We start from the raw sequence: 21,125 nt of genomic DNA, 5'->3' as shown, positions 1-21,125 counted from the left end.
AGCGCCGATGGTACTGCGAAAGCGGGAGAGTAGGTCGCCGCCAGTTTTTATTCAAATCCTCAATCATTTATTTGATTGGGGATTTTTTTGTTTTGGTGCGGGATGCCAGATGCGGGATACCAGATTAGGTTGCGAGATGCGGGGATGCGGGGTGCGAAATTCAATGTTTAACATTCAATATTCAGGATTTAAGATTGGGGATGGAGTTGAGGCTAAGGTTGCGGGTTGCAGGGTGCGTGTTTCGGATGATAGGGGGTTAGGTGATGATTTTAATGTTTAACTTGAATAATCCACTATCTAAAACCTGAAACCCATCATCCATCATCCATCATCCATCATCCAACACCCAATATCACTCATCACTCATCATNTTATCGTAAAGAGCCATCGTTTCCTGAAGAACCGACATCACATCGTTTTTAATGTTTAACTTGAATAATCCACTATCTAAAACCTGAAACCCATCATCCATCATCCATCATCCATCATCCAACACCCAATATCACTCATCACTCATCACTCATCACTCATCACTCATCATTCATCGCTCACTACTCATTACCCATTGCTCATTACTCCTAGAACCTTTCTTCTCAGAAATAAATATTCCTCTTAGCTCGCTTCCCTAGCCCTGATAGCAGCGGCATCCTTTTTTGTCTTGAAGGGAACAGGTAAATTATCTAAAAGAGTGGGAGACAAAAAAGATATAGCGGATAGCAGGAATCAGCTCCTAATTCAGTATAACCTTTTGTAAAGGGAGGAAGTTTCTAAATTGATGTGTATGGATTTAAAATCTTGTGGATTCTCTGACGCCGAGTCCGGTCATTTTTAAGCCATATTTCCATTGGACGTACGCAAAGACCTGATAGAGCCTGTACTCGAATTTGATGCCGTATTTCTCTGTGGGATCGTATTGTATTGACGATTCAATGATGTTCCTGTAGCGTCCTGATGTGAAGTAGGAATTCCATTCTGTGACGAGGAAGGTGTTTCTGTTTTTCAGGTAGCTTTCAGAATACTGCGAAATGGGTTGGGCAATTGCATTAAGAAAGTAATCGTACTGCGTGTCTATAACTGTAAGTTCCCATTCTCCATCGTCATTCTTCTCCGGTTTCATCACCGCTTTTTCTTCTTCTTTTTCGCTTTTTTGTGGTTTGTTTTGGGCGTAATGTAACGTTGGAAAAAGTGTGAGTGCGAGTATTATAAGTAAGTTTTTCATGTAGATGTTTTAAATAAGTAAGGCACTCCAATTAGAGTGCCTTTAATGCTGTAAGTTAAATTTTATTTACGGTTCCTTCTGCAAAACCACGAAAGCAGGGAAGTGGTCACTAAATCCTCCTGTAAACTGATCCCCGTTCCATGAGCGGAATGGATAGCCACGGTAGTTTCCTTCTTTATTAACTAGGTAGGGTGGCGCAAAGACTTCGGTTTTGTAGACTGAATATTCTTTTGTTACTTCTTTGCTTATTACATTTTGTGATACAATAATTTGGTCAAATAAATTGGGAGCATCCTGATAAGCTAATGAAGCAACACCTTTTTTATAAAGGGGATACATAAGATTAAGATAAGGTGTAGCTTCGCTTAGATCTTTTGGGTTGGCCTGCGCTTTTAAATGGTTTTTTAAACTGGAACTTACGGGGTCGTCATTAAAATCCCCCATTGCGAAAAGTTTGACCGAAGGATCTGCAGTTCTGATGCTGTCCATTGATTTTTTTAAAAGCTGAGCTGCTGCATTTCTTTTTGGAAGTGATGCCGCTTCTCCTCCTCTTCTGGATGGCCAGTGATTCATAAAAAAGGTTACTTTTTCGTTATCCAGTAATCCGCTTACTACCAATATATCTCTTGTGTATTCTCTTCTACCTTCTTCGTTAAAGACTTTCAGTTCTTTTTTTTCTGAATGGGTAACTTTAAATCTTTTTTTCTGATAGATCAATGCCACATCTATTCCTCTGTAATCATAAGAATTATAATGCACGATACCGTAATCATATTTTGCCAGTATGGGATGTTTCACCAGATCTTCGATTACCTGACGGTTTTCTACTTCTATTAACCCCACAATTACCGGGGCTGTTTTCGTGTACTGCGCGCCCATTTCGGAAATTACTTTTGCTTCGTTGGCTAATTTCTGCCTGTACACTTTTGTGTTGTAGTTTTTAGCACTTGATGGCGTAAACTCTTCAGATCCGCTCTGGAATCTTACGGCCTTTTTGCCTTTTAGAGCCTCGTCACTCCAAACACCTTCATATTTTTCTGGTTCAAGAAATTTTACGCTGTCTAAAGGAATACTTCTGTGAAATGCCGGGTTTTTGAGGTCTAAAGTTCCATCAATATAATCCGCAGATCTTATGGTGTCCCAAAGGTTTTCTACGTTTAAAAAACCTACTGTTGCAACTTTTCTAAGCTTTCCCTGCTGTGCACTAACCGTCGCTGTTAATAAGATGGCCAGTATGCTCAATAATTTTTTCATCTGAGACTATTACGTTTAATTAATGTGCAAATTTAATTTATTTTAAAACATCGTGTTTTAAATATTTATAAATTTATACCAATCTTTTTATGAGAAGCTGCTGAAAATTATCAAAATTTAACAATGTTAATAAAAAGTAACATTAAATTAATTTTTAAATAAATAATTTAATTAAATTTGTGCCCCAAAAAGTTTTTAACTTATTGAGAATTAAGCTGAAAAGTATTAAAAAAGTATATACATGTTTAAAAAACTATCATTAGTCTCTTTGTTTACTTTACTGCCGGCATCTTACTACTATGCGCAAACTACTGTTTATGCATATCTGAAAGATAACGATGGTAAGCCGGTTGAAAAAGCGGAAGTAGATTTGAAAGGGAGCGAAAATGATGTGACGGCAGACAAGATTGGATATTTCCAGTTTGTAGATCTACAGCCGGGACATTATCAAATGGTGATCACAAAACCTAACTACGAAACGAAGGTAGTTGATTTTGATGTGACCAGTGATGAAAAAAGAAAAGATTTAGGTGTAATGGTTCTTGCAAATGCTCTTACGGGTGCAGATCAGGGATTGGCGATCATCGACAGTGATGATGACGAAGATTCAAACAGCCAGGCATCTACAGTGGGACTTTTACAGTCTTCACAAGACGTTTTCAGCAGAATTGCTTCTTTCGACTTAGGTTTTTACTGGTTCAGACCCAGAGGAATTGACGGAAGAATGGGTGAAAATATGCTGAATGGTGTATCAATGGTGAAATCTGATAACGGAAATGTTGATTTCGGAAACTGGGGTGGTCTTAACGAAATTACCAGATACCCTGAAATTTCTCAGAATCACGCTCCTTCAGAATATGCCTTCGGTGGAAATTCTTCGGTAATTTATAAAAATACCAAAGCGAGCGAATACAGAAAAGGCTTCCAGGGAACTTATTCTATTACCAACAGAAATTACAGAAACCGTTTTTCTTTGAGATATACTTCAGGGATGAGCAAAAAAGGTTGGGCTTTCACAATAATGGGAGCAAGAAGATGGGCCGAAGAAGGCATTCAGGAAGGTACTTTCTATGATGCTTACGGCGCTTACCTTGGTATTGAAAAGAAATTTAATGATAAGCATACGATGACTTTCAACTTCATCGCTGCACCTTACAGACGATCTACTTCAAGCCCAAGTACGCAGGAAGTTTATGATTACAGAGGAGTTCATTATAATTCGTACTGGGGTTATCAGAACGGTGAGCAGAGAAGTGAAAGAGTAAGAAGAGGTTTTCAGCCTATTTTTCAAATTCAGGACTTCTGGAAGATTAATCCAAAAACCAATTTGTGGACATCAGTTTCTTACCAGTTCGGAAAAGATAAAGGTTCACGTTTAGACTGGCAGAATGTGCAGAATCCGTCACCTACCTATTACAGAAATCTTCCAAGTTATTATGACTTCTTAAATCCCGATGCTTCGGTACCCGTTCCTGGTGGTACGGCCGGTACAACAGCTCAGGATGCTTTCCAGACTTCACTGGCTGCGTGGCAAAATGGTGACGCCAATATTACTCAGATTAACTGGGACAGGCTTTACAGAAGGAATATGTCTCAGGCTGCCGGAAATTACTATGGTCAAACCGGTAAAAGAGCTCTTTACTATCTGGTGAATGACGTAAGTGATGACAAAATTTTTAATGCTTCCACTCACCTAACTCATAACTTTAATGATACTTCAAAATTCATTTTAAACGTCTCTTATCAGAATTACCGTACTCAGCAGTACAGAGAGGTAAATGATCTTCTGGGAGCTGATTTTGTTTTAAACAGAGATCCTTTTGCAGCGACAAACCAGCCTGGAAAATCAGGACTGTTTAACGAAATGGATGACAGTGTTACGAAAAAAGTAGGTGATAAAATGACCTACGATTATATTTTCAGAAGACAGGAGTTTAAAGTAAATCCTGGTTTTAAATTTACTTCGGGGAAGTTTGACGTCTTTGTTTCTGCACTTGCAGGATACTCATCTTCCAGCAGAGAAGGTCTTTTCAGACATTATTTATATGCTGATTCATTCGGGAAAGGTAAAAATTACAACTTCCTGAACTTTGGTCTGAAAGCGCAGGCGATCTACAGAATGAACGGAAGAAATTTCTTCGTCTACAACGGGGCAATGTATAATCAGGCACCTTTTTTAGAAGATTTGTTTTTCAACCCGAGGGTGAATGGTTCTGTAGCACCTAATATTAAAAGTACAGTAGTAAATGCTAACGATTTAAGTTATGTAGTTTCTACCCCTTTTGTTAAAATGAGATTAACAGGTTTCCTCGTTAATACTGAAAATGAAACGACAGTACAGAGATTTTTTGCAGACGGTCTTCCATTAGCTGGTGTAGATGCAGAAGGAAATGCTACCAACGTGCAGAGTGCTTTCGTAACGCAGGTGATGACTGATGTTAAGAGAAGAAATATGGGTGGTGAATTTGGTATTGATGTAAAGGTTTTACCTACACTTTCTCTTCAGGGGGTGGCAAGTTATGGTGAATATACTTACCAAAATAACCCGAATGTATACTTCGGTTCTGATGCCGTTGGGGCTTTTGCAAACGGACAGTCAAGTGTTGGTCTCGGCAAAGCGTACATCAAAAATTACAGACAGGGTGGTACTCCGCAGCAGGCTTATTCTTTAGGCCTAAGATATAATTCTCCTAAATATTACTGGATCGGAGCTAACTGGAATTTCCTTGATGATAATTATCTTGATCCTGCAGCTTTGGTACGTACAGAATCATTCGTTCAAAACAATACTGCCGGAACACCTTTCTTTGGACTTACAGATGATCAGTTGAAAGATGTTTTAAGACCAAACAAATTGCCTTCAGCTCATTTCTTTAATGTAAATGCGGGTAAATCCTGGATTATCGGTAAATATTACGTTCTGATTTCTGCCTCAGTAAATAACGTTTTTGATAATACAAAATACATTACAGGAGGTTTTGAGCAAGTGAGAAATGCAAAATTTAACACTTATCAGGAAGATTTCAGCAGAGAATATACTTTGTTTGCACCCAAATACTGGTACACACAGGGAAGATCATATTTTGTAAATTTACAGTTTAGATTCTAACATTAATTATCTTAAAAATTACGACAATGAATATAAAAAAATACTTAAGCCTCGTAACAGGATTTGCACTATCTGCAATCGCTATTACATCTTGTACACAGAAAGATGAGTGGGAAACACCGCCAATCAACTGTGAAAATAAATTCCCAACTACAAATACCACCTTAGCAAATTTTAAAGCATTAACACCTTCTTCAGGATTTCTACTGATTACAGATGATAAAATTTTTGACGGTTACGTAGTATCTTCAGACGAAAACGGAAATTTCTATAAAACAATTTCCATTCAGGATAAGCCTGAAAATCCTACCGCCGCAATTCAGATGGAGGTAGACAGATCAAGCAACTACGCAGATTTTCCGGTAGGTGCTCACGTGAGAATCAATGCAAAAGGTCTTAGACTTGCATTAGACAGAGGTACGGTGAAGATTGGTTCTGTAGATCCAAGTTTTACGGTAGGAAGAATTCCCGCATCGCTTCTGAGCAGATATATTGCAGGAGTATGCAACGGAAACGGTCTTGAAGTAGCTGCAATCAAGCCACTTGAGTTGCCAAATCTTGCTGCTGCGAAAAATGATCAGTATATCAATATGCTTGTTAAAGTACCGGCATCACAGTTTGCAGACGGTGAACTTGAGCCTACGGTAAAAACTTTTATCGATTACGTAGCTGGAGCGGGTGTAGATACAGACAGAACAATTGAAGATGCATTTGGAAATACTGTAGCCATTAGAAATTCTGGTTTCTTTTCTGAAGGTTCAAAAAAATTGCCTACAGGTAGTGGTGCTGCTACTTTTGTGGTGAGCAAATACAATTCTACATGGCAAATGCTGATCAGAAACAGTGCTGATCTTAATTTCGCTGGTACAAGAGTGGATCCGGCTCCGCCTAAAGGAGGAACAGCAATTACCTACTCAGGCGCTTTCCTTGAAAATTTTGAAAGCTATTCACTTACTCCTACAAACTTAGAGGTTTATCCTAAATATGTAAATGATCCTACAAAAGGAAACAGATACTGGCAGCTAAAAACTTTCAGCAACAATAAATATATTCAGCTGGGGGCAAACGGAGGATCAGGCAACTACATTACTTATTTTGCAGTTCCTATCGACTTTACCGCAGCAAGCCAGTTCAAATTTAATGTGAATGTAGGTTTCTGGAATGCAAATGTTCTTAAAGTTTATACCAGCACAAACTATACGCCGCTTGGCGATATTACTGCTGCTACAAAGACAGATATCACATCCAGTTTCACTATCCCACAGGCTCCTTCTGGTGCTTACGGTACACTGGCACCTGCCGGAACTTATGATATTCCTGCATCACTTACAGGAAACGGATTTATCATCTTTGAATATTCAGGAAATGCAGCTACTGCGTCTACTACAATTCAGTTAGATAACATTCAGGCTTTGTAATCTGGCAGAGATCTTAATACTAAAAAGGAATCGTTCGGATGAACGGTTCCTTTTTTTTGACCGAAAAATTCGAAAGTTTCCACAAATGATGTTTTTTTCAAATGATATGGGGACGAATTTAAGAGTTGTGATTTCAAATAATTCAGGTCGCAGGATGGAACTTATTTTTAGAGCCGGTTTAAAAATGATAAAAAAATCAAGTCACTTTTCTTCTCCCAATGCTTAAAAGTGGACAGATGCATTGAGTTAAAACAGAATTAAATCCTATATAATCCTGATCTTGTGGATGGAAGGATCGGGAAAATTAATTTTGATGAAATTTAAACAGACTTCTATATAGCCATGAAACAGATTTAAAACAACAACTTAGATTAACTGTGGCAGGTTATCGCAAGTACAAAAAAAAACCACTGATTGCTCAATGGTCTTACCGTATTAAAATTAAAGGATATTCTTTAGAATTCTACCTCGTTCACTTCTTTGCCGCGCTGGAAATTCATTGTCTTCTGACTTCCTTTATAGGCAATGTTTACGAGGTTAATCTGTTTTGGAAATGCTCCGAGGAGGATGGTGTTTTTTATTTTTAATGAATTCACATCAGAAATACCATTTGCCTCAAAATACACCCAAACCGTTTCTCCGCTCACCTGGCTTCCTGTAAAAGTAAGCGTTTTCGGTGATCCGTTTACGTACACATCGAAGTTATTGTTCACATATTTTTTCACTTCAGCTTCAAAACCTGCGGTGTTTCTGTTGATTTTAATGGCATCAGAAATATGGCCTGTATTTATTTTAGAGGTAAATTTTAATGTTTTGCTGCCTTCGATATAATCTGCTTTAGTCATAGATGAGTAAAAATCAAAGACTGCGAAACTCATCAGAGAGACCAAGGCTACAACTCCTGTTAGATATAAAATTTTTTTCATTTCAGTTAATCAATTTTTCAATCATTCATGTCTGGATTAATTCTCAAAATATGTGCCAATCAGAAGTTTACGTTTACTGAGTATTTGTCATAAAAAGCTTTGATGTGTGCAACTGCCTCATCAGCGCTGTCTACCACACGGTAAAGATCCAGATCCGGCTCAGAAATCATTTTTTCTTTCAGTAAAGTTTCTTTAAACCAATCTAAAAGCCCACCCCAAAATTCAGAACCTACGAGTACAATAGGAAATTTCCCAATTTTATTGGTTTGGATTAAAGTTATTGCTTCAGTAAGTTCGTCCAGCGTGCCAAATCCCCCGGGCATCACGATAAATCCCTGTGAATATTTGATAAACATCACTTTCCTCACAAAAAAATAATCAAAGTTCAGCGAATACATTTTGTTGATGTAGGGATTAAAATGTTGCTCAAAAGGCAGATCAATATTTAAACCGATAGATTTTCCTTTTGCATTAAAAGCTCCTTTATTACCAGCTTCCATAATACCGGGGCCACCTCCTGTGATCACTCCAAAGCCTATTTTCGTTATTTTTTCGGCAATTTCCACTGCCATCGCGTAGTATTTGTTGTCGGGCTGTAATCTTGCAGAACCAAAAATAGATACACAAGGTCCTATTTTGGCCATTTTTTCGTAGCCATCTACAAATTCTGCCATCACTTTGAAGACCATCCAGCTGTCTTTGGTTATGGTTTCGTCCCAGTTTTTTTCTTTAAAACTGTTGTGTAATTTTGTTTCGTTGATATCTAAAGAAGGGTTTTGTAAACTTTCGTCCCTCAATTTTTCGTTTTGCATTTCAGTTTATTTAAAATATTTTTCAGCTTCCAGCACAGATTCAGGTCTTCCAACATCGATGAGGATATTCTGATGTAAAAACCCGTGTATTTGCTCTGTCTGCATCAGATCAAGATACTCTTCCATCACAGAAAATTTGCCTTTCCTTTTTATTTTACTGAAAATAACAGGATTGATGCAATGAACACCACTGAATGCAAAAGCTTTGAAACCTTTGTTGAATTCTGCGAGGCGTTGTTCGCCTGTCTGCACATTCAGCCATCCTCTCAGTACAAAATCATCATTGAAAAGCAGTTTTCTGGAACTGTCACGATCTGAAACCGCTAAAGTAGCAAAATCTTTCATCTTTTTGTGATAATCTACCAAATCATTGATATTGATTTCTGTAAGAATATCGGCATTCATAATGATAAAATCTTCACCATGGTCTAAAAATCTTTTCGCGAAGACCAGTCCACCGCCTGTTTCCAGCAGTTCTTCAAACTCATCAGAAATCTCAATTTTAGCATTAAAATTATTGTTCTGTTTTAAAAAATCTACAATCTGACTTCCGAAATGATGTATGTTAATCACAAAATCGTTGATGCCGTAGCCCTGAAGATATTTGATGTTTCTTTCTAAAAGCGGTATATCATTCACCTTCGCCAAAGCCTTCGGATGATGATCTGTAAAGGGTTTCAAACGGGTGCCTTTCCCTGCTGCGAAAATTAATGCCTTCATTTGATATGAGTAATAAGTGATGAGTAATGAGTAATGAGTAATATGTGGGTGATAAGTAATTTGTAGATAATGACTACTACGAAAGACGCAGTTTAAAATAATAATTGCAGAATACTTTTAAAACAGCGAATCCAGTATTACTCATTACCGATTAATTACCCATTACTTATGATTAAGTTGATGTTGCTCGTCGTGGTGCAGGCTGATTTCTACCTGGCTGCCATATTTTTCTTCTATGAAATGAGCAATTTTAATGGCTGAGTATACAGATCGGTGCTGTCCGCCCGTACAACCGAAATTGATTTGAAGATTTTCGAAACCTCTTCCCAAATAATTATCGATGTTGATGGAAACTATGCTTTTTACCAGCTCCAGAAATTTTGGCATTTCTGTTTTTGTTTCGAGATATTCCTGCACGCCGATGTCGTTTCCGGTTTGGATTTTATATTCCTCCACTCTTCCGGGGTTGAGAATGCCGCGGCAATCGAAAGTAAAACCTCCGCCGTTACCGCTGTTATCTTTGGGAATGCCTCCCTTTTTGTATGAAAAACTGTGAATGTCTATGTGCAGCATATTTTTATTTTATTATTGATGATTGATATTGAAATGTAATTATCATTTATTTAAAATTTATTCTGACAAAGTGAATTTATTGTTCTTAATTTCCTGGTTTAAATTTAATTGCTCAAAATTCTCCCGATTTTTAATCTTGTCTTTTCAGAATTCAATTGTTTGATCACATTACATAATTCAGGATAATTTTGCATCTCTTCCCAGTTTTCTATGAATTCTGTGATGTTTTGAATTCCTTTTTCTAAGCTGGAGATGAAATGTGATTTTCTCTGAACCAATCCGCGAAGACCATAAGCTCCCAAAACCTGCAAAAATCTCATCAGCTGTAAAGGCTTAACCGATTTTTTTAGTTGAATTTCTGTTTCCTCATTTTTAAACTGATTAATGTAGTAATGAAGCATTTCGTTTTTAAAATCTTCAGAGAAATTGGCTTTCGCCTGAAACAAAAATGAGATTACATCGTACATTAACGGGCCTTTCATTGCAGACTGGTAATCAATAAATGAAACTTTGTCTTCATCATTCACCATAATATTTCTTGCCTGAAAATCGCGGATCATGAGACCTTTTGGCTCAAGATTTTCAATGAGCTTTGTGATTTTTTTAAACTCTTTCAGCAAGGTTGATTTGTGATATTCAAGATCCAGAACGTCTGCGACGAAATTTTTGAAATAATAAAGATCATGCATTATAGGAAGCTCGTCATAACTTTCATATTCGAAAGTTTGTGAGTAGTCAATTTTGTTTTCAGTTGCGGTCTGAAGTGTGAAAAGCTTTTCGAGTGTCTGTTTTACCAGAAGTTTCACTCTTTCAGACTGACATTCACCGGCAATTATTTCAGAAAAAGTCTTCTGGCCTAAAAATTCCTGAATATAGAGCTTTCTGTCATCTGAAACTGCAAAAATTTGCGGTGTATTGAGATGTAAGGAGTTGAAAATTTCTGAAAAATACAGGAAAGATTCGTTTTCTCTAAGATTTTCGTTGAAGGTAACGATGTAGTCTCCATCTGAGTTTGAAGCCTTAAAATTGATCCTTGCAGAACCGCTTTGTGCTAAAATAGCAAAATCATGCGGAGTTTGGCCAAAGTGGTTTTCGAAAAAGTATTTTGCCTGTTCGTGAGTCATAATATGGTAACAAATATAATGATTTACCACCGAATATTTTATCTTTGCAGCATGCTAAAAGACTTTAAACCTGTACTCGGCATCCTGCTGCGCTTTATCATTATCTATGTGGTGTTTATTTTTGCGTACCAGTTTTATCTGAATCATTTTCAGGCAAAAGGTCTTGATCCCTATTCCAGGATGGTGGCAGACCAGGCTGCTTTTCTGCAGAACAGTTTTGGCTACAAAACTTTTTTATATAACGATGTGCCGAATGAGCAGATCTGGTTTCATGTAAAAGGTGAGTACATCACAAGAATGGTGGAGGGATGCAATGCGGTTTCTGTGATTATTCTTTTCGTGGCATTTATTTTTGCGTTTTATAAAGGTGTTCAGACTTTTGTTTTTGCTCTGGCAGGTTTTGCTGTTCTCTATGTGATGAATGTTTCCCGAATTGTGGGTTTGAATATTGTGGTGAGAGATTTTCCTCAATACAGCAAAACAGGGCATGATTATGTTTTTCCCGCGGTGATTTATGGTTCTGTGGTGGTTCTGTGGCTGGTCTGGATTAAATTTTTTGCACTGAAGAAATGAAGATTCTGAGTTGGTTTTTGATTTTGGCAGGCGTTGCTGGCATTGTCTCTGTGAGGATTTTTGAAGATTCTCTTTTCTACGATCCTTTTCTGAATTATTTTCACGACGCCACAAAAAATGCAGAATTCCCGGATTTTGAATGGGCAAAACTTATTTTGAGTCATGTTTTCAGATTTGTTTTAAATCTTATTTCATCTTTGGTTATTATTCATTTTCTGTTTAAAAATAAGAACTGGACGGCTCAGGCTGCGGTTTTAATTTCTATTATTTTTGTTATTACATTTCCTATTTATCTGTATTGTGTTTCAGACAGATTCGAAATTGGATATCTGTTTTCTTTTTATATCAGGAGGTTTGTGATCCAGCCTTTGATTTTACTTTTGATTATTCCTCTGTTTTATTACCGGAAGCAAATACTTATTAAATAAAAAGATAAAAATAAGAATCGGTAATACTCCTGAATTTAGGTTTAAACAGTGTGAGAAAGCGGTGCTGAGTTCCTAGCCCAGATCGCAGCGGATACCCCACAGCAGGCGTTGGAGGCTTGGATGGCCTCAGCGGTGGAGAGGGAAGGCGCGAGGAGTATGAGCGGAGAGCTGGAAATGGCTCCTAAAAAACCTACGCAGACTCTGCCTTGATTAAAACGTTCTTTAAAACTAAATGCTGTGTTTATCCACGCTCGTCACATTTTCCGGTGTCCATTTTACGCGTTGTACGAAAGGTAATTCCCGCACAGGGCAGTCGAAAATCTGGCAGACGGGGCATGAGACTGTTTTGCAGTCGTCCATGTGAAAATTAAATTCAACTGTTCTCTGGGTGTTTTTGGCTAAGAGCATAATTACATTTTCCATCTCCTGATGGGCCTCACGAAGGCTGTAGTAGTAAGGAAGTGTGATGTGCGCATCGATGTGAAGGGAGGAACCGAACTGCTGGATTTTCATGTTGTGAATGTCTATCCACTCGGTACGTCTGTTTTTTTCTAAAAGATCGATGATGTTTTGGAGAAGCTCTGGATTTTGCTCATCCATAATTCCGCTCAGAGATTTTCTTACAATTTTGTAGCCTACGAAGATGATGTAAAAGCCGAAAATAAGGGCAACGACAGAGTCAATCCAGTAAATTTTGGTAAAATAAACGATGACCAAACTGATGACCACGCCCAAAGTCGTAATCGTGTCGGACTGCAAATGTTTTCCGGATGAAATAAGGACTAATGAATTTTCTTTTTCACCTTTTTTAATGGAAATATAACCTAAAATATAGTTGATGACAGCCGTTGCGGCAATGATCCCGATTCCCCAGTCCAGCTGGCCTAGAATTTTGCCCGTCACCAAGCTATTGATTCCCTCGTAGATGATCATTATCCCGGCAATTGCGATGAGTGCGCCTTCAATACCGGATGTTACAAATTCTACTTTTCCGTGACCATACGGGTGATCTTCATCTTTTGGTTTTGATGCTAAGTACAGGGAATAGAGCCCCATGAAGGCACTGATGACATTCACGATGCTTTCCATTGCATCAGAAAAAACGGCATCGGAATCTGTGAGTTTCCAAGCAATGATTTTCCCTACAAAAAGGATGATCCCAAAAGTTGCGATGAGTTTCTGGAAGCCGATTTTGTCTTTGTTGATATTTTTTGTAATCATTATTATAACGATAATTTGTTTAAAAAAGATTTTTAAAATTATATCTTCCCCATCCTGAAAGTGAGTAATTTAAAAACCTTTTCAGAAAAATTTAGCTCCTTAATAAAGAGGAAGGCATAATTTCAAATAAGCAGCCAACAGCTTTAATATTCGATAAAAAAAAGAATCTCTTTTGGAGACTCTTTTTTGTTTTGTTAGCTTATACTAAGTTGTTTGCAACAAGGTATTCTGCAATCTGCACCGCGTTGGTAGCAGCTCCTTTCCGGAGGTTGTCTGCGACGATCCAGCAGTTGAGCGTTTTGGGCTGCGATGCGTCTCTTCGTATTCTTCCTACAAAAACTTCGTCTTTTCCTTCTGAGTAGAGTGGCATTGGATATTCGTTGTTTTTTACGTTATCCATTACAACTACACCAGGAGTTTCAGATAAGATTTTTCTTACTTCGTCGAGATCAAATTCGTTTTCAAATTCGATGTTTACACTTTCAGAATGACCTCCCTGCACAGGAACTCTTACTGCAGTTGCGGTTAAATTAAAGGTATCGTCGCCTAAAATCTTCTTAGGTTCCTTCATTAATTTAATTTCTTCTTTAGTGTAATCGTTATCCGAAAATACATCACAGTGTGGCAAAGCATTTTTGAAAATCTGATAAGGATAAACTTTCGCAACAGAATCATCGCCAGAAATTTCTCCGTTCAACTGATCTACGGCAGCTTTCCCTGTTCCTGTTACCGACTGATAAGTAGAAACGATCACTCTTTTAAGATTGTATTTTTTATTTAAAGGTCCCAAAACCATTACCAGCTGAATGGTGGAACAGTTTGGGTTAGCGATAATTTTATCTTCTTTAGTCAAAACATCAGCATTAATTTCCGGAACTACTAATTTTTTGGTGGGATCCATTCTCCATGCAGAAGAGTTATCAATTACAACTGTTCCCACTTCGGCAAAGAGAGGGGCGTACTCCAGAGAAGTATCTCCACCGGCTGAGAAAATAGCAATATCCGGTTTGGCAGCTATAGCGTCTTTCATGCTTACGATGGTATAATCTACCTGTTTATACTTCACCTGTTTACCAATAGATTTTTCTGATGCTACGGGAATTAATTCTGTTACAGGGAAGTTTCTCTCTTCGAGAACTTTAAGCATTATTTGTCCAACCATTCCTGTTGAACCTACTACAGCTACTTTCATAATTTATTTAAAATTTAATATTCAATATTCAAGATTCGATTTAAGATTTATATTTACTTCCTTTGATATCACTGTTTTGAAGATAAGTGATAAATCCGCTGATTTGTCTGCTTAAAATTTCTGTTTGGCTTTTCAGTTTTTAAAATGTGATCTCATCGATGAATTTTCTGTCTAAAACTCTGTAAAGCTGAGATCTCGTTTCACCGTATGAAGCTTTAGCTGTAGATAGAAATTGCACAAATTCTTTGTTACCGTTTCTTTCAAAGCCTTCTGCAATATTATCTATAATTGACCCTGAAGAACCATCTATTTGAGTGTAAAGACGGTAATTTTTACCCAAAGAAGTTTCCTGAGAAATTTGATAAATTTCGTTGCACTAGGTGCGGGCAAGTTGCCATATCTCTAAATCTTCAAATTTTTTAATTACCATGCTGAAGTAACTTTAAATTTTATATTTTATGCTCCGAAAAGTCTTCCCCACTGGAAAGCCCAGAGCATCAAAGCAATAGCTGCCAATGCCATAATCAGCCAGCTTACCTGAAGCCTGTCGCTGGTCTTTATTTTTTTATTAACAACCGTTAACAGTACAGCAGCAATAATCATTGCTGTAGGATGCTCAACGTATGTATTTCTTAAAACAGCATCTTTCATTAGCATTCCAGACTCTTTTGCCGCTTTGAAGCCCGGAGAAAAGAAGAAAAGCATCACTAAGCCTATCAAAGCCTGGGTGTGAAAGAAAATCATGGTGAAAAGAGTAGATCTTCTTAAGAGTTTTGAGATTTTCCCGGAATATCCGAACATGGCTGCCAATAGTGCTACAACAAAAACTGCGGTGGCAAGTAATATTAAATAAGCAAAACCACGGTGAGCCTGAAGCATAAAGTTGAAATCCATAAAGTTTATTTTTTATTAGATGCAAATATAAAAAAAATCCCAGCGATAAAGCCGGGATTTCGTATGTAATAAAAGTGAATTTTATTAGAAATTGAAGGATAAAGTTGCAGACCAGGTTCTTCCGTATCCGAAGTATACCTGATTTTGCTGACTGATACCATTCCAATTACCTGCAGCTTTGTACGTGTTGTAATTGTTTGTTAAAGTAGTAACCTGGGCAGCCGTAAGTGGTGTAGTCTGGATAGGTTTATTAATTTCAATATATTCATTTAAACCAAGGTCCGCGTGAATATTTGAGTTAGATTCTGCGATATAAGTTTTATCCAACAAGTTGTAAACATTTCCTCTTAAAGTAAAGAATTGAGATGGATTTTTCAATTTAACTTTAAATGTAATTCCTAAGTCTACTAATCCAAATGAAGGTAATAACAGAGAACCTCTGTTTTGAGATGCTTCATTTGAAAAGTTTAGTACATTTAAGTTTGCATAAAGTTTGTCTGCACCTCTGTAAGTTGCATCAAATGAGAACCATTCTACTGGTTTAACAGTAAATCCTCCTGCAACTGTTGTTTGCGCAGAGCTTCCTACTTTCACACCATCTAAATAAAGGGTCTGAGAATCAGCTCCAATTTGCTCGTTGTTTTCGGTAAAGATATTTCCCTGTGCATTACCTTTATAGTAGTAATCATTGAAAGATACCATACCGAATAATTCAAGCATTTTGTGAGGTTTTGCAGTAAGTTCCAATTCAACACCTTGGTGGATTTCAGTAATTCCCTGTATATTTGAATACGCCTGAGTTGTTGTAATCATATTACCTGGATTTGTTGGATCCGGGTAAGTTTGTGTAAGACCACCTCTTCTTTGGAATCTATCTCTCCACTCAGTTCTGTAAACATTTAAATTTGCATTAAACATTGATGAACGGAAACCGTAACCACCTTCAATACCGAAGATTTTTTCGTTTGTTAAATTCGGGTTCAGGTAATTTTTATTGTTCGGGTATACTGCATTCAAGAATGGCTGCTTAGAATAATATCCAATGTTTGCATAAACATTATGGTGATCATCAATGTTATAGTTAGCACCAGCTTTCATATTGTATCCTAAGATATCTTTAAATCCTGTTTTAGTATTTAATGCAGGATTTGCAGCTGTTGGTTGAGCAATTGTTGCAGCAGTAGTGTTTCTGAATCCAGCTTGCTGACCATTTAACAATGTAACACCATCGATAATAAAGTGGTCAATTCTTTGGAATGACTGATTAGAAACAGCTCCTTGTACAAAGGCAGAAAGTTTATCGTTAGAGTATTCGATCTGACCAAATCCTCCATACCATAGTACTTCCCCATCATTATCGTAACCGATTTTATCTTCTCCGTTATTTAATTTACCTCCGAAAGGATTTCCTGTAGCTCTTGGAGCAAATACATTTGAAACAACTCTAGGTGTTACAGTATATAGGTTTCCGGGAGCAGTATAGAAGTTTCTGTTGGTATTGTCTTTGTAACCTGAAGCTCCGTAAAGATCTGATATAATCTGATAGTGATATCCATAATAATATCTGTTGTCTGTACCAATTGTAAAATTAATATTATCATTAATTTTATGATTGAAGCTGATAATTGCACCAAACCAGTTGTGAGAGTTGATAGATGATCTTCTGATAAGCGTACTTTGAGTTGCAGTTGCAGGATTGTTTACATCAACTGCTGCATTCCCTGTGAAAATTGCATTATAATCAATCTGACCTTCTGGAGTTACAAATCCAGTTACGCCAGCAGTAGCTGTTCCAACCCCAGTACGGATTCTTCCTAAATCACCAGTACCACCACCTCTACCGAAAGAAGCATAAAATACTGAGTTCAATTTAGATTTTTCATTAAATTTCCAATCCCAGTTAAGAGATAATACGGGCTTATGATAATAATTTACTCTATTAGATAGTTGGTCGCCGTTTCTATCAAATCCCCAGTCTGCATTATATCTTCTGTTAGGTGTTCCATCCTGATCTGCATTATATCTGATGTAATTTTGAATTGTGGAAGAAGTAGATCTTTGGTTGTGCCACTGTGGAGCACCTGTGATTGTAAACTGGAAATCGTGCTTTTTATTTGGCTGATATCCTAGAGCGAAATAATAGTTGTATCCTTCAAAGTCAGTTCCATTAGCATACATTGCTCCGGCGGTTCTACCCATTAAGAATGAAGAAGACCATCCTTTAGCTGATTTACCGGTATTATATGAAAATACAGTTTTTAAATAACCTTCATTAGCTACACCTACTGATACTTTACCGCCTTGTCTTTTGTCAGCTGCTCTGGTAACATAGTTCATTGTACCACCAACCGATGCAATAGCTAGTTTTGATGAGCCTAAACCTCTCTGTACCTGCATTGCTGAAGTTACGTCAGAAAGACCTGCCCAGTTAGACCAGTATACCGCTCCGTTCTCCATATCATTTACTGGTACACCATTTACCATTACTGCAATATTCTCTTGGGCAAAACCACGAATATTGATTTTAGAATCTCCAAAACCACCACCAGATTTTGTAGCGTATACAGATGGTGTAGTGTTTAATAATTCAGGAAGTTCCTGATTTCCGATTCTTTCTTGAATTTGTGCTTCTTTGATGGTAGAAACGGCAACAGGAGTTTTTCTGTCCTTTGCAATATCTGCAACACCTGTAAGTACAACAGTTTCGATATCTCTGGACTTATCGTCTCTCACAGTATCTTTAATCTGTTGCGCATAATAAACACTAGCTGTTGATAACGTGATCAGAACAGTTAATGCTGATTTGTTGATTAATTTCATAATCGTAGTAATAGTTAGAATTAATTTGATGCAAAATTCATAAAATTTTTCCTAAGTATTGTTAACACAATGTTAATTTTTAATCAATCAAAATACTATGCAACACTCTGTTTGTCAGAGTTATATAAAGTTTTTGAATTTTAACGTGAAAAAAATCATATTATTTAATTTTTAACAAAATAGCGATGTTTTTATTAAAAATGTAATGGTTTATTTAATGGCTTTTAAACTTAAATCTATATTGTCAGCCGAGTGGGTAAGGGCTCCCGCGGAGATATACGTTACTCCGGTTGCTGCAATTTCTTTGAGTTGATCTCTTGTGATTCCACCAGAAGCTTCGCTTTCGCAAACTCCGTTGATAAGTTTTACAGCTTTTCTCATTGTTGCAACATCCATGTTGTCAAGCATGATTCTGTCTACTTTTGCGTTGATAGCTTCCTGAACTTCCTCCAGATTTCTGGTTTCAACTTCTATTTTAAGTTTTTTCTTCGATTTTTTTACGTAATCTTTCGCCATTTTCACGGCATTCGTGATGCTTCCATTATAATCGATGTGATTGTCTTTCAGCATGATCATGTCATATAAACCGTATCTGTGATTGGTTCCGCCACCAATGGCAACTGCCCATTTTTCACAAACTCTGAAGTTCGGGGTAGTTTTTCTTGTATCTAAAAGTTTGGTTTTTGAACCCACCAATCTGGAATCCCAATCCTGGGTTAAAGTCGCGATGCCGCTCATGCGCTGCATACAGTTTAAAACCAGTCTCTCTGTTGAAAGAATGGAGCGTGCGCTTCCGGTGACAATAAATGCAATGTCACCCGCTTTCGCTACTTCACCGTCTTTGATGTAGTTTTCTACTTTTAAATTTTTATCGAACGTTTTGAAAATAATTTCGGCCAATTCCACTCCCGCCAGAATACAGTTTTCTTTCACTAAAAGTTTTGCTCTTTGCTGAAGATCTTTAGGAATTGTGGACAACGTGGAATGATCCCCATCCTGAATGTCTTCTTCCAAAGCATTTTTGATGAACTGTTTTAAAACTTTATCGTTTGCGTAGCCTGGTCTTTTCATTGTTGTAATTTTTTTATTAATTCGTTTTCAGCTTCTTCAATTGATGGAAGGTGAGATCTGAAATTTTTTGGGGAAGTATTTGTAAATCTAAAATCCGTCAGATGTTTTTCATTGCTTTTTTGCAGCATTTCAAAATTTATTGAAAATTAAAAATTTAGATTTGAGGATTTTTATTAATTATCAATTATGCCTGCACCAGATCCTTATTGTAAAATGCTCCTTTATTCTGAGTCATTTCCATAGATTGAGTAATAATTAAATGGGCAACTGTTGTTAAATTCCTTAATTCTGAAAGTTGTGGAGAAAGAATAGAGTAGTGGTAAATTTCGTTGACAGCTGCCGCAATTTCTGCGTGTTTTTGCAGTGCCATCTTCAGTCTGCTGTTGCTTCTAACGATACCTACCAAGTCACTCATCATTTCCTGAAGCTGTTTTCTGAGGTAAGAAACGATCACCATCTCGTCTATAATTTTCATTCCTTCTTCATTCCATTCCGGAACAGCTTTTAGATCGTCGAAGTTAAAATTATTTTCTTTCAGTAATTCTACCGTTTTCATGGCTGCGTTATGACCAAAAACCAAACCTTCCAGTAAGGAATTTGAAGCCAGTCTGTTGGCGCCATGCAGTCCTGAATTGGTACATTCGCCTACGGCAAACAGATTATTGAGAGAAGACTGTCCGTCTTTATCGATATCAATTCCGCCCATAAGATAATGGCAGGCCGGAACTACGGGGATTAACTGCTTAAAAGGATCAACGCCTTCGTCTTTGCACTTTTTGTAGATGTTTGGGAAGTGCTCCAGGAACTTTTCGTGATTCATTTCACGGCAGTCCAGGCCCACAAATTCGTCTCCTGTGATTTTCATTTCAGCGTCAATGGCTCTTGCAACGATATCACGCGAGGCCAATTCTTCTCTGTCATCGTACTTGTGCATGAATTTTTCACCACGTTTGGTTCTTAATTTGGCGCCGTCGCCACGTACAGCTTCGGAAATTAAAAACAGCATCCCATCCAGCTTGCTGTATAAAGCTGTAGGATGAAACTGGTAATACTGCATATTGCTCACCTTGCCTTTGGCGCGTGCTACGAAAGCAATTCCGTCGCCGGTTGCGATGGTAGGATTGGTGGTGTTTTTATAAACATGACCCGCTCCTCCGGTAGCTACCAAAGTGATTTTTGAAGTAATTTTCTTGATAGATTTAGATTTTTCATCTAAAATATAGGCTCCGTAGCAATTGATTTCGCCTTCATTGAGCTCTTTTCCCGGAACGTGGTGTTGGGTGATGATGTCAATTACATAATGATGATCAAGAATCTCAATATTCGGGCTGCTGTTTGCTGTTTCAAGTAAAGCTCTTTCAATCTCGAAACCGGTGATGTCTTTGTGATGTACAATTCTGTTTTCGGTATGGCCGCCTTCTCTTCCTAAAGCAAATTCGCCATTTTTCATATCGAAATTAGCGCCCCATTCAACAATTTCGTTAAATCTTGCCGGAGCTTCTTTTACTACCATTTCCACAACGTCGCGTTTGTTTTCTCCGTCTCCGGCACGCATTGTGTCTTCAATATGTTTTTCGAAATTGTCGTTTTTGGCGTCTGTGACTACTGCCAAACCGCCTTGTGCATATTTTGTGTTGCTCTCGCCTTCGTCAGATTTTGTTACAATGATGATTTTTGCATCGGGAAATTGTTCTGAAACTTTAATGGCATAAGACAATCCAGAAATTCCGGATCCGATAACCAATACATCTGCTTTTATCATATTTTTTCT

The 21,125-nt window shown here is 37.5% G+C and carries 18 protein-coding genes and 1 pseudogene; 5 read left to right on the top strand and 14 right to left on the bottom strand.

The window, feature by feature from the left end; translation table 11 throughout:
• Nucleotides 1–280: hypothetical protein (locus ASG31_RS18795; protein WP_206549410.1), on the top strand; the 280-nt coding region annotated here is incomplete at its 5' end.
• A 507-nt stretch (nucleotides 281–787) separates the two neighbouring features.
• Here the strand turns inward: ASG31_RS18795 and ASG31_RS16960 are convergent.
• Together ASG31_RS16960 and ASG31_RS16955 are read right to left on the bottom strand one after the other, a co-directional pair.
• A complete protein-coding gene (locus ASG31_RS16960) occupies nucleotides 788–1,219 on the bottom strand; it encodes a DUF6146 family protein (RefSeq protein ID WP_056035583.1) in 432 nt (143 codons plus the stop codon).
• Between the two features lie 66 nt (nucleotides 1,220–1,285).
• Nucleotides 1,286–2,473, bottom strand: coding sequence for an endonuclease (locus tag ASG31_RS16955; RefSeq protein ID WP_056035578.1), 1,188 nt, complete (start codon nucleotides 2,471–2,473; stop codon nucleotides 1,286–1,288).
• 241 nt (nucleotides 2,474–2,714) lie between these two features.
• On the opposite strand from ASG31_RS16955, the gene ASG31_RS16950 reads away from it, so the two are divergent.
• Nucleotides 2,715–5,582, top strand: coding sequence for a carboxypeptidase-like regulatory domain-containing protein (locus tag ASG31_RS16950; RefSeq protein WP_056035575.1), 2,868 nt, complete (start codon nucleotides 2,715–2,717; stop codon nucleotides 5,580–5,582).
• A gap of 26 nt (nucleotides 5,583–5,608) precedes the next feature.
• Nucleotides 5,609–7,000: a DUF5689 domain-containing protein gene (locus ASG31_RS16945; RefSeq protein WP_056035572.1), complete on the top strand. Its 1,392-nt coding sequence runs from the start codon at nucleotides 5,609–5,611 to the stop codon at nucleotides 6,998–7,000.
• Between the two features lie 455 nt (nucleotides 7,001–7,455).
• Here ASG31_RS16945 and ASG31_RS16940 read toward each other — a convergent pair whose 3' ends face one another.
• The 5 genes from ASG31_RS16940 to ASG31_RS16920 all read right to left on the bottom strand — a co-directional run bounded on the left by ASG31_RS16940 (nucleotide 7,456) and on the right by ASG31_RS16920 (nucleotide 11,155).
• On the bottom strand, nucleotides 7,456–7,926 hold the full coding sequence (locus ASG31_RS16940; RefSeq protein WP_056035568.1) for a DUF6702 family protein: 471 nt from the start codon (nucleotides 7,924–7,926) through the stop codon (nucleotides 7,456–7,458).
• A gap of 59 nt (nucleotides 7,927–7,985) precedes the next feature.
• Nucleotides 7,986–8,738, bottom strand: a complete 753-nt coding sequence (locus ASG31_RS16935; RefSeq protein ID WP_056035565.1) for a TIGR00730 family Rossman fold protein — start codon at nucleotides 8,736–8,738, stop codon at nucleotides 7,986–7,988.
• Between the two features lie 6 nt (nucleotides 8,739–8,744).
• On the bottom strand, nucleotides 8,745–9,458 hold the full coding sequence (locus tag ASG31_RS16930) for a nucleotidyltransferase family protein (protein WP_056035560.1): 714 nt from the start codon (nucleotides 9,456–9,458) through the stop codon (nucleotides 8,745–8,747).
• 162 nt (nucleotides 9,459–9,620) lie between these two features.
• Nucleotides 9,621–10,031: an RNase adapter RapZ gene (locus tag ASG31_RS16925; protein ID WP_056035557.1), complete on the bottom strand. Its 411-nt coding sequence runs from the start codon at nucleotides 10,029–10,031 to the stop codon at nucleotides 9,621–9,623.
• 104 nt (nucleotides 10,032–10,135) lie between these two features.
• Entirely contained in the window at nucleotides 10,136–11,155 is a 1,020-nt protein-coding gene (locus ASG31_RS16920; protein ID WP_056035555.1) for an aminoglycoside phosphotransferase family protein, read from the bottom strand.
• 51 nt (nucleotides 11,156–11,206) lie between these two features.
• On the opposite strand from ASG31_RS16920, the gene xrtF reads away from it, so the two are divergent.
• Together xrtF and ASG31_RS16910 are read left to right on the top strand one after the other, a co-directional pair.
• The gene (xrtF, locus tag ASG31_RS16915) at nucleotides 11,207–11,728 is read left to right on the top strand and encodes an exosortase family protein XrtF (RefSeq protein WP_056035552.1); all 522 of its coding nucleotides are present in this window, start codon (nucleotides 11,207–11,209) and stop codon (nucleotides 11,726–11,728) included.
• On the top strand, nucleotides 11,725–12,156 hold the full coding sequence (locus ASG31_RS16910; protein ID WP_056035550.1) for an exosortase F system-associated membrane protein: 432 nt from the start codon (nucleotides 11,725–11,727) through the stop codon (nucleotides 12,154–12,156). The genes xrtF and ASG31_RS16910 overlap by 4 nt, the downstream gene beginning before the upstream one ends.
• A 228-nt stretch (nucleotides 12,157–12,384) precedes the next feature.
• Here ASG31_RS16910 and ASG31_RS16905 read toward each other — a convergent pair whose 3' ends face one another.
• From ASG31_RS16905 to nadB, 7 genes and pseudogenes are all read right to left on the bottom strand, one after another.
• Complete coding sequence (locus ASG31_RS16905; RefSeq protein ID WP_056035547.1) at nucleotides 12,385–13,377, bottom strand: cation diffusion facilitator family transporter; 993 nt, start codon at nucleotides 13,375–13,377, stop codon at nucleotides 12,385–12,387.
• 199 nt (nucleotides 13,378–13,576) lie between these two features.
• Nucleotides 13,577–14,569 carry an aspartate-semialdehyde dehydrogenase gene (locus ASG31_RS16900; protein WP_056035545.1) on the bottom strand — a complete coding sequence of 331 codons (993 nt, stop codon included), beginning with the start codon at nucleotides 14,567–14,569 and terminating at the stop codon, nucleotides 13,577–13,579.
• A 40-nt stretch (nucleotides 14,570–14,609) separates the two neighbouring features.
• A pseudogene (locus ASG31_RS16895) lies at nucleotides 14,610–14,999 on the bottom strand (four helix bundle protein).
• Between the two features lie 26 nt (nucleotides 15,000–15,025).
• A complete protein-coding gene (locus tag ASG31_RS16890; RefSeq protein WP_056035542.1) occupies nucleotides 15,026–15,463 on the bottom strand; it encodes a hypothetical protein in 438 nt (145 codons plus the stop codon).
• Between the two features lie 84 nt (nucleotides 15,464–15,547).
• A complete protein-coding gene (locus ASG31_RS16885) occupies nucleotides 15,548–18,283 on the bottom strand; it encodes a TonB-dependent receptor (protein WP_056035538.1) in 2,736 nt (911 codons plus the stop codon).
• Between the two features lie 210 nt (nucleotides 18,284–18,493).
• A complete protein-coding gene (nadC, locus tag ASG31_RS16880) occupies nucleotides 18,494–19,354 on the bottom strand; it encodes a carboxylating nicotinate-nucleotide diphosphorylase (RefSeq protein ID WP_056035536.1) in 861 nt (286 codons plus the stop codon).
• Between the two features lie 184 nt (nucleotides 19,355–19,538).
• Complete coding sequence (nadB, locus tag ASG31_RS16875) at nucleotides 19,539–21,116, bottom strand: L-aspartate oxidase (RefSeq protein WP_056035534.1); 1,578 nt, start codon at nucleotides 21,114–21,116, stop codon at nucleotides 19,539–19,541.
• Nucleotides 21,117–21,125 lie beyond the last annotated feature (9 nt).

Source organism: Chryseobacterium sp. Leaf404 (assembly GCF_001424145.1).
GTDB lineage: Bacteria > Bacteroidota > Bacteroidia > Flavobacteriales > Weeksellaceae > Chryseobacterium.
This window is presented reverse-complemented; position numbering and strand designations above follow the sequence as displayed.